Source organism: Sediminibacterium sp. (genome assembly GCF_030695065.1).
In the GTDB taxonomy this organism is placed as follows: Bacteria; Bacteroidota; Bacteroidia; order Chitinophagales; family Chitinophagaceae; genus Sediminibacterium.
This window is the reverse complement of record NZ_JAUYTR010000021.1, coordinates 190,876-205,471: the sequence shown is the minus strand read 5'-3', so window position 1 is coordinate 205,471 and position 14,596 is coordinate 190,876. Positions and strand designations below refer to the sequence as shown.

The following is a 14,596-nucleotide window of genomic DNA, read 5'->3' as shown; positions in this document are numbered from 1 at the left end:
TGGAACTGGACGTTCTATCTACACTAAACAAGTAAACGTAGTGAAAGGTCCTAACGCTGTTCCAGTAAGATTGAACAACGGCGTAATTGGTACACACTTCTTAACACTAGAAGGTAACAACGTTAAGTTCGCTCCTACTACTGTAGTGATCGTGAAATAACTTATATCTCTATAATCTCAAAGCCCCGATGTTTACTCATCGGGGCTTTTTTTATGCAAAATATAGACTTATAGTTTATATTTTAAAGGAATACAAGGAATAAATTGATAGAGAAATTAGTCAGAAATTTGCAATGAATATCTAATCCGTATTTAATACCCAAATGCTACTATTATCAGCTGGTTTTGTTGGTCTTGCGAGTTCTGTCTTGATATATCTCATTAAGAGATATAAAGGAGTAAATACAACTTGGATAAGTGTTTACTTATTTGTCTTTTTCCTAATTGTGATATCACAATACTACCAATTTTATGGAACTAGTGAAACCCTATTAAATTATACTATATTCCTATCAAATATTTTGTTTTTTCTATTAGGCCCCATACTATATTTCTACATTAGAATATTATTAAATCAACAGGAAGTTGATGTAAAAAAAGACTGGGTTCATTTTATTCCCTTAATTATTTGTTTTGTTGCTGTTTCTCCCTGGATAATACTTGATTCTGACGATAAAAATATTTTTGTTAAAGCGTTAATGAATAATCGTTTATTATTAATAGCCAACCCAGAAAATGTCCTTTTGATAGCCCCTCAAATTTTAATGATCCTTATACCTACACATATATTAACTTACTTAATCGTATGCCTTTATAAGATAATTAAGGAAGATGCAGTAAATCCTGGAATAGTACATAAGAACGCTACTACTAACACTTTAATATACTTATTTCTATTATTTCAATGCTATGTAGCTATTATGTATAGTCTTAGTTTATTTAGTATCTTCTACCAACTAAATTTATCTCCTGACTTAGTCACCAACATATCTCCAGAAAATTTTAATGGGACTAAACATGGAGTTGCAGCACTAATAATTCTGGTATTAATTACAACTGCCCTAGTATTCATTACAGACACAAAATCAACAAAAAAAAAACAATATATCAAGCAACTCAATACTTAGATAATTACTCTAATATTTTCACTACCCTAGTCATTTTCCCATTTGCATTAATTCCTTCTAATATAACTTTCAATTTAGTAGAAACATCGTTGTTATAAAACTCAACAGGATACCTAGGAGATCTTTTATTTGTCATAATATAAGGATTCCAATAAAGTGTGTTTCTGGTATCTGGATTAAAAGAGGCTGCAGATTTATCGTATATAGGATTATAGAATTCTTTGAATCTGGAATATCCTGCCAATATAGTGCTTTCCATTCCTTTAACATTCTGTGACCCTTTAGATGAAGTACCACCCTTCTTTGTATAAATTACAATTGCGCCACTTGCTCCCCCTCCACCAGTTCCAAAAAAAGGAGGTCTGAATACTTTAAGAAAAGCAATATCTGCAACCGGAATATTCGCAACCATTTGCACATCTGATCTTAATTCATTCAAATAAATATCAGGTGCCCCCCCTCTCCAAGTTAATGTTGCGCTTGGCCCTGTACCTGATACTTGTAATCCAGCCACCCTTCCCTGTAGAAAAGTAAATACGTCTAATGCCGCTACTGTTCCATCTGTTAAGTCAAAACTATAACCATTCAAACCCGAAAATAACCCAGAGGAATAGGTTTCATCTAATATTTCAAGTTTGCTCTTGGTTCTAGTTTTTACGATTACTTCTGATAAAGTAGCTGATTCAATAAGCTTACGAACACGTTCTTGCTCTTTCAAAAAATAATTCATTCTTGCTAAAGCCATTGAATCTACCCCTCCCCAAACTGGTGGAATTGCTCCTAAACTTACTTTTGCCCCATTCTCTTTTCGCATTAACCCATTTTCAATTTTTACTTGAGTAGCGCTACTGAGCTTTGAATTATTATTAAATCCATAATATACTTTAACCGTATCATAAAAGAATAAACCAGGTTGCTCAAAACTCCCATTGGCATCAATGGGTGCAAACAAGAGACTTTTACTACTGTCTTTTGCAGCCAATACAAAATTGAGTTGCTGGTCTTTTATCATTCCTGGTTTAATTCCAAATACACTTCCCTTTAATGCCATGAAATCATTCTCTGGCATATATTTCAATTGCGGACCTATTCCCGCTTTTAGTTGTTCCCAATTGATTTTTCTCCAACCATTGGTCATCATAACTAAATCTAATTTGCTGGAGATACTATCTGCATCACTTTGAAAATAATAAGAAGGATTGTGTACATAGCCTTTAATTTCACTAGCTAGTAAAAAATTAGAATATATAGAATGCGGATCAACTTCATTGGCATTTGCATCTATTACTGCAACCGACATATTCGTCATGGTAGTATCGGAAACAATGATTTCAAATCGATTGAAACCCCGTTTATTTAAATTAGTTGCAAGTGGATTTATTTTTGCACTAAAATCATGCGTATGGTTATTGATAAAAGCAATTCTTTCTGCAACAGGAATCCAATCGGAAGTAAATAAGGTAAATTGTACTATACCAGTAGGAAGCTCTTCAATAGGGATTTCTGCCCGCTGATAATTCTTATCAACCATTTTTAGCCCCACTTTATACATTAATGATTGATTCATGTGAACCAACAAATTCATTTGTTTAAAGGTTGGCCCTGCATTATTTGATCGCTCAAATTGCAGAAATGCTTTTTCATTGTTGGTTCTAACCGTTAAAACAGCTCCTTCAGGTTTGATATCATTAATTTTAGTAACTCCGCTCCTTCCAAATTCGTCTGTCCAATTTAATTGATACTGTTGTCCTGCCATGGGCTTTAATACAAATACCCCCATTCCATCATGTTGTACTTTAATACTATCTAATACTTTCTTTTGGGCATCAACTAATACCCCCTTTATTTTTATAGGTAGACCAGATTGATAGTATGCTTTAAATGCTACGCGAGAATTTAATCCCTCCACTAACATGCCACTTTCAGGAAACAAATCAACTTTAGTTGGTTCTGGCAATTTTACACCAACAATATTTCCCCCGTTAATTGGGATATTTTTTTGAAATAAATAAGCTACCTCGTCATTTAACATCCACCTTGTAAAAGCTTTTACATGAAAAAATCCTCCTTTATAGTTAGCTGGAATTTCAAAACTCCCTTTTGTAGTTGATTGAAATAAAGGAGAAACGGTTTGTTTTACCAAAACACCATCTGTATCATACCATTCAACATACAAATTTTTGCTTAAAAAACTAGGCTCATTTGCCGCTAATAAATAGACTTTATAAAACAAAGTGTCGCCAGTATTATACCTGGGTCTATCAAAATGTACATGTATTTTTTCTTTAGGAAATCCATCTGCATAAACACTCATCATAGAGTCTATTTCTTGACCACTCAAAACCTGCTTAAATCCTAATAAGATAAAAACCAAAATAAAGACCTTTGTAAACTTCATGCTAAATACAATTTTGACTGTAAGATACTTTGTCCCCTTCAACTTACAAAGCAGCACAAATTGGCTACATTGGTTTTGTTGACTATTTTTAACCAATGAAACTACGTTTGATTTCTGTTGGAAAACCTCATGAGCCTTATATAAAGGAGGGTGTCAACGATTTCACTCAAAGGATTAACAAATATTTCAAAGCAGATTGGTTATTAATACCACCACCAAAAACTGCGCCAAATTTGTCTGAAATTGAACTAAAAAAGGCCGAAAGCACTTTAATCCTCAACCAAATAGAAAAAGACGACTATTTAATTTTATTAGATGAAAGAGGAAAAGCCTTCAGCTCACCTCAATTGGCTCAATTTATTCAGCAAAGAGCCAATGAAAGCAATAAGCAATTGGTATTTTTGATTGGAGGGGCATTTGGAGTTGATCCAGCTGTTACCAGTAGAGCACAACTGGTTTGGAGCTTATCTCCTTTGGTATTTCCACATATGCTTGCCAGATTAATTTTATCAGAGCAATTATACCGTGCTTGCACCATCATTAGAAACGAAAAATACCATCATATTTAACCTATGATTACCTTAACCATCAGCATCATACTCTTGACAAGTCTCATTTCATTCACTGCTTTTTCAAATCAAAAAGTTTTAGATGATCTAATATTTTACCCTCCAGCCATTACCAATAGGAATCAATGGTATCGTTTTATTACAAGTGGGCTCATTCACGCGGATATCATGCATTTGTTATTTAATATGTATTCGTTTTATTTGTTTGGAGACTTAGTAGAAAAAACTTTCGTTCAAATTTTTGGAGAATCTGGCAAAGTAATCTACATCGTACTCTATGTTGTATCATTGGTTGTTTGTTTATTACCTACCTATTTTAATAACCAAAACAATTATCATTATAGAAGTTTAGGAGCTTCGGGTGCAGTGTCTGCAGTCATATTTGCGGGTATATTTTTATATCCAACCCTGGGAATGGGCATTTTCCCAATACCATTTCATATACCTGGATTTGTATTTGGCCCCTTGTATTTAATATTGTCTGCGTATTTAGCAAAAAAAGGACATGGAAATATCAACCACTCGGCGCATATATGGGGAGCGATATTTGGGATTGTTTTTGTGATTATTACCACCAGTTTTATGACCAAGTTTAATGCAATGGAAAATTTTTTCAATGCAATCAAAATATACCTGGGCTCATTTTAGGAACGAGCATACTGTAGTTTCAACAATTCTTTGGTAGACGCCGCATATCTAAATCGGTTATCGATGCGCATGCCAATAATGGCAATAATTTTCTTATCCGATTCAAGTATCCAAATTTTTTCTTTTTCAGTTTTACTTAACCTAGCATCTATCAAAAACTTAGAAACTTTCTTCTTCTTATTCATTCCCAAGGGATAAAAATAGTCTCCTATTGCCCATTGGCGCATCAGTAATGGGAACTTAATAATACTGGCATCCAACCACTCAATACTCAATTTATTACCACTAGTATTGGTTTGGGTTAATTCGTTTGTTACTGTTGAAATATCATGCTTAGAAAGTGTTAATTCGCCTTCCAAAAATGGAGTTATTCCAAGTTGTTCTATTACTATATGTTTGGCTTCAACTTGAGCAGCGGGTGAAATAATCATCCATTGTCTATTCTTTATAATCCGATGGCTTGGAGAATTGATGAAACTGCTATTTGAAGCATCCAACAGTTTAATTACTTCAGGAATTTGGGCTGAAGAAAATCCAAAGGGCTCAATAATTTCCCATGTAATGGAATAAATCGGATTTGCTTTTTTCCATTTAAGAACTGGTATATGACTTTCATTACCCTTTTGCTCTACCATTTTTTTCACCTGTAGATTAACTGCTTGCTTATACAAAATTGCCACTTCAGAAAACCGTTGCGTATTGTGAAAAACATTTTCTTGTAAGGATGGAATAACTTTTTCCAATTCAGGGATGATGGTATTTCTTAAAAAATTTCTAGTGTATTGATTGGTTAAATTTGAAGAATCTTCAATAAAAGAAATGCCATTATCTATAGCGTAGTGCTCAATTTGATTCCTAAAAAAAGGCAGTAATGGCCTTAGTATTTTTTTAGAATGATGTAAGGGAGAAATCCCTTTTAAACCTTCTATACCAGTTCCTCTAAAAAAATGCATCATACTGGTTTCAATAGAATCATTCGCATGGTGTGCAGTAGCTGCCCAAGCACCAGTAAGGGTTACATCGTTTAACCTGATTTCATCAAACCAACTATACCTAATTTCTCTTGCGGCCACTTGAACAGACAAATGCTGTTCCGACATATAGGTTTTTGTATCAACTCTCTTAATTAGTAGAGGAATTTGAAGGCTTTCACAAAGTGAAACAACAAAATTTTCATCCCGATTACTCTCGACGCCTCTTAATTGATAATTTACATGTGCTGCAACTATTTCAACTCCTGATTGCTGAAGTAGATACGCTAATACGGTACTATCTACTCCCCCACTCAATGCCAACAAAATTTTTTGCCCAGGCAAAATCAATGGAGCAAAAGATGATTGCCAATTCTGTTGGAATTGATTCAATAAGTTCATACTTATTTCTTTACAAAAGACCCTGTTAAAGCAGCTAATCCACTAATTAATCCACCAATAATACCTGTAACCAGTATCAGCATCATATATGACCCTCCCAAGGGTAATATCAAAGCCACTTTTGCAGAAAGTATATGTTCATTGGCTGCATCTTTAATAAATGCTAAAACAACCCATAGTAGAAATAAACCAAGAAACCCACTCAAAAAAGATTTACCTGGTGTTTGATGCAACAATGCAGCCACAACAAATGAGGTTACAACAAAAACCCACCAAGGCAATTGAGTAAAAAGACCAGCCACAAATGCCAATAATGCTGTTAAAAATAAGGATACTATAAATTTCATGATAATGTATTTAAGCTTTGGTAAAAGTTATTAACCACTTAACGCGTTTATTATTTGGAGCGTCTTTCAAGTGCATAAACAATATTGGATAATATTTGCCAGTAGCCCAATGGTTCATAAACATATCGTAGTATTTACTTCCTGGGTTACCATTTTGGCCACCTGGATAAACGCCATACGCTTCTATATCGTCGGTCATATGCACAATCATTCTCCAACTTGGACCATGTGTTTCTGTTGTTGCATTAATGATATGCTTTCCGCCTCCTATAGGCAAATGCAATGAACTCAACGCATTGATTTTTAGTAAATGGGAAACACGGGTATCTTTAAATACGGCCCAGTCTAATTTACCTTCTTTATCTGCTTTCACTAAAACTGCAGTTGCTTTTTTAACTGCCTCCATTACTGCATCGGCAATAGTTTCTTTTTTGTTGGGTGTTTTTATATTATCAGCAAAAGAATATAGGCTGTCTCTTTTTATGCTTTCCAATAAAGTGATTTCATCGGGCCATCCCAAATTAGTAGTAGCACCAGCAAATTCATCGGACCAAATAGTGGTTTCTAAACTATCCCAAAGTACATTAAATACAGATGCGCCTTTTTCATTCACATCACTTACTAGATTCCAAGAACTCAATATATTAATATACTTTTTTTCATCAGCAGTTAAAGTAGATTGATCAATGTATTTTAGTAAAACTGGCCTTGCCATTTCTGCAAACACATTATAATTATCCATTTGAAGACGCTGAATGTCTTGAGCCGTTGCATTGGTTAATTCAGTTAACTTTCGATTGATGATTACCCCACGGTACACAGGAAAATTACTGGCAGCACCTAAATAATAAGGATAGGTTTGGTCAGTTGATTTTTGATTGGCACTGCTCACAAATCCACGCTCCGGATTTTTGATCATGGGGTTTTCATTTGTTGGTATAAACCCTTGCCATGCATAAGAGCTGTCTTGCCCAGGTAATATAAAGTCTCCTTGTCTAAACCATCTTGCCACAAAATTGGCTTGTTGTTTTAAAGCAATATCACCTGTTTTAGAAGCAAATGCAAAGTTTTGGCCTGTACTATTCCAGTGAGAAATTGCTTCTAAGTAGTCATCGTAATTCTTTGCATGGTTTAACTTATAAAAAGCCAATAACCCGCTTCCTCCATCATGTGCAGTCCATCTTAAAGCCAAATTTTTGCCCCCAGAACCACTGTTTTTATAGTTATGGTCGTACATGGTTGGTCCAAATACAGTTATTGCAATGTTCTCTTGAATGGAAGCGCTGTCCTTTACTTTAATGGTCTCGATTCTTTTTTCTGCTTTAACCCATTGTCCTTGGAACCAATATTCATTCAAGGTAGTATCCTTAAATTTCATATCATAATAGTCTAACACATCGCGACCTGCATTGGTAACGCCCCATGCTATACTATCATTGAACCCTATTATTACTGCAGGAGATCCGGGAAAGCTTGCTCCATAAGTGCGATGTGTTGGTGTTGATATTTGAACTTCATACCAAAGAGAGGGTAAATTTAAACCTAAGTGTGGATCATTGGCAAGAATGGGTCTGCCAGATTTTGTTTTTGATCCACCTACTACCCAGTTATTACTTCCATTGCTTTTATTAGGAACAAATGGAGCCAGTGCTGTTGAACTTCCAGCTGTATCACCTAAATAAGCTGTTTGTACATCTGCGGGCGCAACGGGCTTTATGGAAGGAGCAGAATATGCAGTACCACGAGGAATAATTGGATCTAAAGAATCTTGCACATCAGTAAATAACAAGTCAAAATCTTTATAGCTAAAATAGTTACGAGCATTGCTCATTTGCAAATCGGTAACTGCCCCTCTTCCTGTTAAGTCATAAGACATAAACATCTGGAACAAATAAGTCTTCAAAGAAGTCCAAGCTTCGGGTTTGTAATCGAGCAATTTGTATTCAAATGGAATTTGCTCTGGTTTCAATTGTGCTATATAGGCATTTACTCCTTTTGCATAAGCATCAATAGCAGATTGCATTTCAGGATTATTTTTCTCTACATAGGCTTTGGTTCTTTCAGCACCATACACCATCCCTAGTCTTCTAAAAAACTGATCGGTACCAATTCTTTCTTTACCAACAATTTCACTTAACCGACCTGCAGCAACATGGGTCTGGAACTCCATTTGCCAAAGTCTAAACTTAGCATGTAAATATCCTTGTACATAATAGGCGTCATTGTCTTCATCCGCATAAATATGTGGGACCAACCGATCGTCAATGTATACATCTACTTTTCCGGCTAACCCTTCTAACTGAATATTATCGTTGTAGTTGGTATTAGTAGCTTCAGCATTTTGCCAAAACCCATGTTGGGGAGATAAAAAATACCCGAGTCTAGGAGTTTTACTTCCACCAACAGAAAGTTGGGTATTAAATAATTGAACTGCACCCCATGTTAACAGGGCCGATACAAGCAATGGTATTATCCTCATAGCAAATATTTAAAGACTCAAAATAAGCAAATTAGTTCAGAAGCATTACTGTTAGCGAGCTTCCATTATTAGGAATTTTTTTCCTTTAATTTTTTCGTCACGAACCAGTTTCAATAACGATGCAATCTTGTTTTTCTTAACAGCTACAAAACAATTATGGTCTTTCACCATAATTAAACCCAATTCTTCTTTTGTTAGCTTGCCTTTTTGAATAAACAATCCAACAATATCCACTTTATTCAGTTTATCTTTCTTACCTCCGTTTAAATACACCGTACCCCAATCTGAAGCAGCGGGTGGCGGAGCATGTAATTTCAAGGAAAAAGAAGGTGGTGTTTCTTGCAAATAATTGGGCAGGGTTTCGTCTTCGTGCAATATCATATATACATTCCCCTTGCTGTTCATTCTAGAAGTTCGGCCATTGCGATGGGTAAATTCTGCGTTGGTAGAGGGCAAATGATAATGAACAATATGATCAATATCTGGGATGTCTAATCCCCTAGCAGCTAAATCAGTGGCAATTAAATATGGAGCAGTTCCATTTCTAAATTTGATTAAAGCCTGCTCCCTTTGCATTTGTTCCATTCCCCCATGAAAAATGGTATTAGCAATTCCCAGTTCGGCCAATAAACTGCCTGTTCTTTCTACCGCTTCCCGATGATTGCAAAAAATTAGCACTGATGTATTACCTAATGTACACAACAAATCATAAAGGGTATTCACTTTGTCTTTCTCAGGCGACCATATTGTATGCATTTCAACCGTAGGTGCTTCATCACGACCATTCAAAAAGTTCAATACGACCAATTGCTTGGGTTCTGCAAATGCAGGAATAGCAATAGATGCAGTAGCAGACACGAATACTTTTTGCACCTCGGGTTTTAACGCCCTAGTAATGTATTCCATGTCTTCTTCAAAACCCAAAGCCAATGATTTATCAAACTCATCAAATATGTATAGCCGAATTCCCTTTGGATCAAAGGTTCTTCTTTTAAGGTGATCGGCAATTCTGCCAGGGGTTCCCACCAATAATGCAGGCGGCTCTACCAAACTATTTATTTCAGTAGGCATATCATGTCCTCCATAGGAACAAATAATTTTATACCCTGTTTGCATGGCTTTCCAAACTTGTTCAATTTGAATGGCCAATTCTCTTGAAGGAGTTAATACCAAAGCTTGCACGAGTTTTCCTTTCGGATTCAAATGTTCTAACAATGGAATTAAAAAAGCAAGGGTTTTCCCAGATCCAGTTGGTGATAGCAACAACACATTCTTATGGTGTATGATATTACTCACTGCTGCTTCTTGCATTTCATTTAAAGCAGCAATGCCTAAATTTTGGAGCGTTTGTTTACTATCGTTTAGTTTAATCATAATTAAAATTTCAAAAACACATACCCCTTGTTAACAAAAGTGGAAATGGTTGTAATAGCAGAAAGCACTGTTTCAAATTCAGGTGCAATGGTTGCTGGGTCAACTTTTCGTTTAAATAAGGTTTGCCCACAAACATATAAGGGTATACCAGCATTTTTTATGGCAGTAAACAAAGGAAGGTTAGGATTATCTACCCCAAATTTTTGTTTATACGTTTCATTATTCAATATGAAAGGAACAGCGCCACCATGCACAACGGCTACTACTTTTAGTTTCTTAGGATTAACACCTCCTGCAACGTGAAGGTTGGCAATACGAGCAATATTTTCAAAAAACTCACTGATCTCTTTAGGGTTTGCAGAAGGGCTGGTTATATCAACAAGCACTTTATACTCTCCTTTCTTATCAATTATATCAACAGCAAAAGGCACTTCAGTTACTGGTCCATAAACAGGAATTAAAGGATAAACTACTTTTTGTGCATTCACTAAAGTGCAACCAAAAATTAAAGCAAAAACAATAAATAAATGTTTCATACAATTGATTTATTCTAAGGTAAGCTATTTGCCAAACTTCTTCTTCAAAGCTTGTAAGGCATCTGTTACATTTAAGTTACTCAAATCTTCTTCTTTTTTTATAGGTTGATTGGAGCGCTTGTGTTGATTAAAATCTTTTCTTCCTCCAATACCCGCTGCAGGAGCGGCTTCTGTTTGTTTGATGGAGAGTGCAATTCGTTTGCGGCTCAAATCTACCTCTAACACTTTTACCTGTACTTTCTGCCCCAACTTTAATGCCTCACTAGGATCCGAAATGTATCGATTGGCAATTTCGCTCACATGAACCAATCCATCTTGCTTAACACCAATATCTATGAACGCACCAAACCTAGTTAAATTTGTAACTACGCCAGGCAATACCAAGCCCACCGTTACTTCTTCCATAGAATAGATATTGGCAAACTCAAATTGCTCTAATTCAGATCTTGGATCTAGTCCTGGCTTTTGTAATTCTTTAATAATATCATTCAATGCTAATACCCCAATTTGATCGGTCACATATTTCTGGGTATTGATTGATTTTAATAGTGATTCATTTCCTACCAATTCTTCAACACTGGTTTCTAAATCTGCCGCCATTTTTTCAACAATTGGGTAAGCTTCTGGGTGAACCGCACTTGCATCCAATGGATGTTTTGCTTTTGGAATGCGTAAAAATCCCGCGCACTGTTCAAAGGCTTTGGCACCCAATCTAGGCACTTTTAATAATTCTTCTCTGCTAGAAAATGAACCCACTATTTTTCTTTGTTTAATAATATTTTCTGCTACCGATTCATTAATACCACTTACATAACTTAGTAATTGTTTACTAGCAGTATTCAAATTAACCCCTACTGTATTTACACAACTAACCACCGTTTGGTCTAATTTTTCTTTTAGTCTAAATTGATTAACATCATGCTGATACTGCCCTACTCCAATACTTTTGGGGTCAATTTTTACCAACTCCGCTAAAGGGTCCATCAACCTTCGACCAATACTTACAGAACCTCGTACTGTAATATCGTAATCAGGAAATTCTTCCCTAGCAATTTCGGATGCAGAATAAACAGAAGCCCCATCTTCATTCACTAAAAACACAGGCAATCCAAGATTCATTTTTTTAATAAACTGCTCAGTTTCTCTGCCGGCTGTTCCATCACCAATAGCAAATACCTGTATAGCAAACTGTTTTACTAGTTGTTTAATTTTGTATTCGCTATCGTAAATTTTATTAGCTTCATGAACATAAATCAAATCAGTGGTTAGTAATTCACCCGATTCGTCTAAACAAACCACTTTACAACCCGTTCTATAACCTGGGTCAATAGCCAATACCCGCTTTGATCCTAATGGTGCGCTTAACAATAATTGACGAAGATTTTCTGCAAAAACATTGATAGCTTCTTCGTCTGCTTTTTGCTTTAATGCAGTTCTACATTCCGTTTCTAAACTGGGTTGTAATAATCTTCGGTAAGCGTCTTTAACTGCTTTTTTAATATGAACACCAGCAGGGCTCATTCCTTTTATAAAGAAAGCTTCAATATCGTCAATTGCCTCCTCTTCTATTGGAGCTATAGTCATACGCAAGAACCCTTCTAAGAACCCTCTTAAAATAGCTAGAATACGATGAGAGGGTATCTTATGAATCGGCTCTGAGAAATCAAAGTAATCTTTGTATTTTATGGCTTCTGCTTCCTTATCAGCAAGTACTTTACTTTGTAAAGTAGCAGTGTCTTCAAATAGTTTTCTCAACTTGGCTCTAACTTCTGCTTGCTCGTTTACTTGCTCTGCTATAATATCTCTTGCACCTTGTAAGGCCTCTTCTATATTGGTAATTTTATCATTATAAAATTTAGCTGCTTCCATCTCAGGATCTTCTTGGCCTTGTGCTAATAAAAACAATGCCAATGGCTCCAATCCATTTTCTCTTGCAACCACTGCTTTGGTTTTACGCTTTACCTTATAGGGTAAATAAATATCTTCTAACTCAACAATAGTTGTAGCTGCGTTTATTTTAGCTTGTAAAGCTTCGGTCATTTTACCTTGGTCGGTAATGGTCTTTTCTATAAACGTTTTGCGCTCAGTGAATGCCAAGATGGTTTTTTGTTCATCTTGAATTTGTTGAATTTGAACTTCATCTAAATTACCCGTACTATCTTTTCTATAACGGGCAATAAAAGGAATCGTAGCACTTTCGGCTAATAAATCTAAAACAGTTTCAACTTGAGTAACGCGCAAACCAAGTTTTGCGGCAATGATTGGAGCAAACGACATATTTACATTTCAATTTTTAGGGAGGCGAAAGTAGATTATTCCACTATACGCACCACACGATGAGGATATCTTTCCAAATACTTTCGAAGCATCGATTTGATGACTTCATTTTCGGCATAGGGCGTTACGGCCTCTTTTACTGCAGCAATATAAGCAGGTGCAGTTGGTTCAGCCATTTCTAAGTGACCGACTGGGCCCATACCCACAAATTTTCCTTTTTCAATTAAAATTGCCGTATTGCTTTCTTTAATAATATATGATGCTTTTTCAGAAGCAATATAGTCAAGGGCTTTTGTTACTTGTTCATTATGAATAGTTGTATCGGGCCATTCGTTTGGTATCGTTTTATCTAAAAAACACAATGCTGGATGCAGCTCAAACTCTCTTACCAATTTCCAAAGTTCACGGTGCGCATCGGCTAACAATGAAAAAGCTTGCACCGGTTGTGCATTTTTATGCTTTTTATCAATAGCCAATCTTAAATACCCCCTATTGTCTTCAAATTGATAAATTGCCCAAAGCTGTTCAAACTTTTTCTGACTTTTGTTAAAAACTGGCCATAATCGCTTTATTTCAATACTTTCAAATAAACTGGCAATAAATTCAGTGGGGCATTCCGAATGGGATATTTCATATATTTCCCTCAAAAAATCTTGTCTTTTTTTACTCAAGTCTAAGCCAGTAAAATGGCTAACCACTCTTTTTTTAATATTTTTTGCCTTCCCCACATAAATGACTTTTCCCTGTTTGTTATGGAAATAATATACGCCAGGAACAGCGGGTAAAGATTGAATAAAATGTCCTGGTAAATTGGGAGGCATTAATTGTTCGCGGTTCTCTTTCTGTAACATTTCTTTTACCAATCGCTCCCCATTATTCTGTAAAACCAAGTCTAAAACTTTTGCTGTTGCCTTGGCATCTCCTCCAGCCCGATGCCTATTTTCAATTTCAATATTGAGTTGTCTGCATAAATGTCCCAACCCGTATTTAGGAAATCCTGGAAAAACCTTTCTACTTAATCGGATGGTACAAAGCTTAGGAGTCTGCAAGTCAAATCCTGCTTCTTTTAAATGATGCTTAACAAAGCTGAAATCAAAATTAACGTTATGCGCTACAAACACCCTGTTTTTCAATAAGTTATAAATTTTCGGCGCTACTTCATGAAAAGACGGAGCTGCTTCAACCATAGCATTGGTAATGCCGGTCATTCCAATAACAAAGGGAGGTATGGGTTGATGGGGGTTTACCAAAGTTTCATATACACCTTCTACTTCGGAACCATTATACAATACAATCGCAATCTCTGTTATTCCATGCTGACTGGGGAATCCCCCTGTTGTTTCAATATCTACTACCGCAAATCGCATGAGCGCAAGATAAGATTTGTAATATTCTTATTGAAATTACAACTAATGATAAAAAATGAGCTCATAGTTGTAACAAATAAGCCAACCACCCGTTTATATAC

The 14,596-nt window shown here is 35.7% G+C and carries 11 protein-coding genes; 3 read left to right on the top strand and 8 right to left on the bottom strand.

The annotated features are described in order from the left end of the window. Window positions 1-323: 323 nt before the first annotated feature. Window positions 324-1,127: a hypothetical protein gene (locus Q8S25_RS10560; protein ID WP_305537513.1), complete on the top strand. Its 804-nt coding sequence runs from the start codon at window positions 324-326 to the stop codon at window positions 1,125-1,127. 4 nt (window positions 1,128-1,131) lie between these two features. On the opposite strand, the gene Q8S25_RS10555 is transcribed toward Q8S25_RS10560, so the two are convergent. Continuing rightward, window positions 1,132-3,525 carry a hypothetical protein gene (locus Q8S25_RS10555; protein ID WP_305537511.1) on the bottom strand — a complete coding sequence of 798 codons (2,394 nt, stop codon included), beginning with the start codon at window positions 3,523-3,525 and terminating at the stop codon, window positions 1,132-1,134. 95 nt (window positions 3,526-3,620) lie between these two features. Here Q8S25_RS10555 and Q8S25_RS10550 point away from each other — a divergent pair, with 95 nt between their 5' ends. Beyond that, window positions 3,621-4,094, top strand: a complete 474-nt coding sequence (locus Q8S25_RS10550; protein WP_305537509.1) for a 23S rRNA (pseudouridine(1915)-N(3))-methyltransferase RlmH — start codon at window positions 3,621-3,623, stop codon at window positions 4,092-4,094. A gap of 3 nt (window positions 4,095-4,097) precedes the next feature. Continuing rightward, window positions 4,098-4,742, top strand: a complete 645-nt coding sequence (locus Q8S25_RS10545) for a rhomboid family intramembrane serine protease (protein ID WP_305537507.1) — start codon at window positions 4,098-4,100, stop codon at window positions 4,740-4,742. On the opposite strand, the gene tilS is transcribed toward Q8S25_RS10545, so the two are convergent. The 7 genes from tilS to Q8S25_RS10510 are packed head-to-tail and all read right to left on the bottom strand — an operon-like array spanning window position 4,739 to window position 14,495. After that, the gene (tilS, locus tag Q8S25_RS10540) at window positions 4,739-6,115 is read right to left on the bottom strand and encodes a tRNA lysidine(34) synthetase TilS (RefSeq protein ID WP_305537504.1); all 1,377 of its coding nucleotides are present in this window, start codon (window positions 6,113-6,115) and stop codon (window positions 4,739-4,741) included. The genes Q8S25_RS10545 and tilS overlap by 4 nt on opposite strands. A 2-nt stretch (window positions 6,116-6,117) precedes the next feature. Next, window positions 6,118-6,462 carry a hypothetical protein gene (locus tag Q8S25_RS10535; RefSeq protein WP_305537502.1) on the bottom strand — a complete coding sequence of 115 codons (345 nt, stop codon included), beginning with the start codon at window positions 6,460-6,462 and terminating at the stop codon, window positions 6,118-6,120. A 10-nt stretch (window positions 6,463-6,472) separates the two neighbouring features. Further along, window positions 6,473-8,941 (bottom strand): penicillin acylase family protein, encoded by a 2,469-nt coding sequence (locus Q8S25_RS10530; RefSeq protein ID WP_305537500.1) that lies wholly within the window; start codon window positions 8,939-8,941, stop codon window positions 6,473-6,475. A gap of 51 nt (window positions 8,942-8,992) precedes the next feature. Further along, window positions 8,993-10,315 (bottom strand): DEAD/DEAH box helicase, encoded by a 1,323-nt coding sequence (locus tag Q8S25_RS10525; protein ID WP_305537498.1) that lies wholly within the window; start codon window positions 10,313-10,315, stop codon window positions 8,993-8,995. A 2-nt stretch (window positions 10,316-10,317) separates the two neighbouring features. Next, window positions 10,318-10,851, bottom strand: a complete 534-nt coding sequence (locus Q8S25_RS10520) for a DsrE family protein (protein WP_305537496.1) — start codon at window positions 10,849-10,851, stop codon at window positions 10,318-10,320. A gap of 24 nt (window positions 10,852-10,875) precedes the next feature. After that, complete coding sequence (locus Q8S25_RS10515; RefSeq protein ID WP_305537494.1) at window positions 10,876-13,128, bottom strand: Tex family protein; 2,253 nt, start codon at window positions 13,126-13,128, stop codon at window positions 10,876-10,878. A 35-nt stretch (window positions 13,129-13,163) separates the two neighbouring features. Continuing rightward, complete coding sequence (locus Q8S25_RS10510) at window positions 13,164-14,495, bottom strand: exonuclease domain-containing protein (RefSeq protein ID WP_305537492.1); 1,332 nt, start codon at window positions 14,493-14,495, stop codon at window positions 13,164-13,166. Window positions 14,496-14,596: the final 101 nt, after the last annotated feature.

Coding starts and splice junctions, on each gene's coding strand:
- Q8S25_RS10535 (WP_305537502.1), bottom strand. CDS start 6,462: ATGAAATTTATAGTATCCTTATTTTTAACAGCATTATTGGCATTTGTG.
- Q8S25_RS10525 (WP_305537498.1), bottom strand. CDS start 10,315: ATGATTAAACTAAACGATAGTAAACAAACGCTCCAAAATTTAGGCATT.
- Q8S25_RS10510 (WP_305537492.1), bottom strand. CDS start 14,495: ATGCGATTTGCGGTAGTAGATATTGAAACAACAGGGGGATTCCCCAGT.
- Q8S25_RS10555 (WP_305537511.1), bottom strand. CDS start 3,525: ATGAAGTTTACAAAGGTCTTTATTTTGGTTTTTATCTTATTAGGATTT.
- Q8S25_RS10520 (WP_305537496.1), bottom strand. CDS start 10,851: ATGAAACATTTATTTATTGTTTTTGCTTTAATTTTTGGTTGCACTTTA.
- Q8S25_RS10560 (WP_305537513.1), top strand. CDS start 324: ATGCTACTATTATCAGCTGGTTTTGTTGGTCTTGCGAGTTCTGTCTTG.
- Q8S25_RS10530 (WP_305537500.1), bottom strand. CDS start 8,941: ATGAGGATAATACCATTGCTTGTATCGGCCCTGTTAACATGGGGTGCA.
- tilS (WP_305537504.1), bottom strand. CDS start 6,115: ATGAACTTATTGAATCAATTCCAACAGAATTGGCAATCATCTTTTGCT.
- Q8S25_RS10515 (WP_305537494.1), bottom strand. CDS start 13,128: ATGTCGTTTGCTCCAATCATTGCCGCAAAACTTGGTTTGCGCGTTACT.
- Q8S25_RS10550 (WP_305537509.1), top strand. CDS start 3,621: ATGAAACTACGTTTGATTTCTGTTGGAAAACCTCATGAGCCTTATATA.
- Q8S25_RS10545 (WP_305537507.1), top strand. CDS start 4,098: ATGATTACCTTAACCATCAGCATCATACTCTTGACAAGTCTCATTTCA.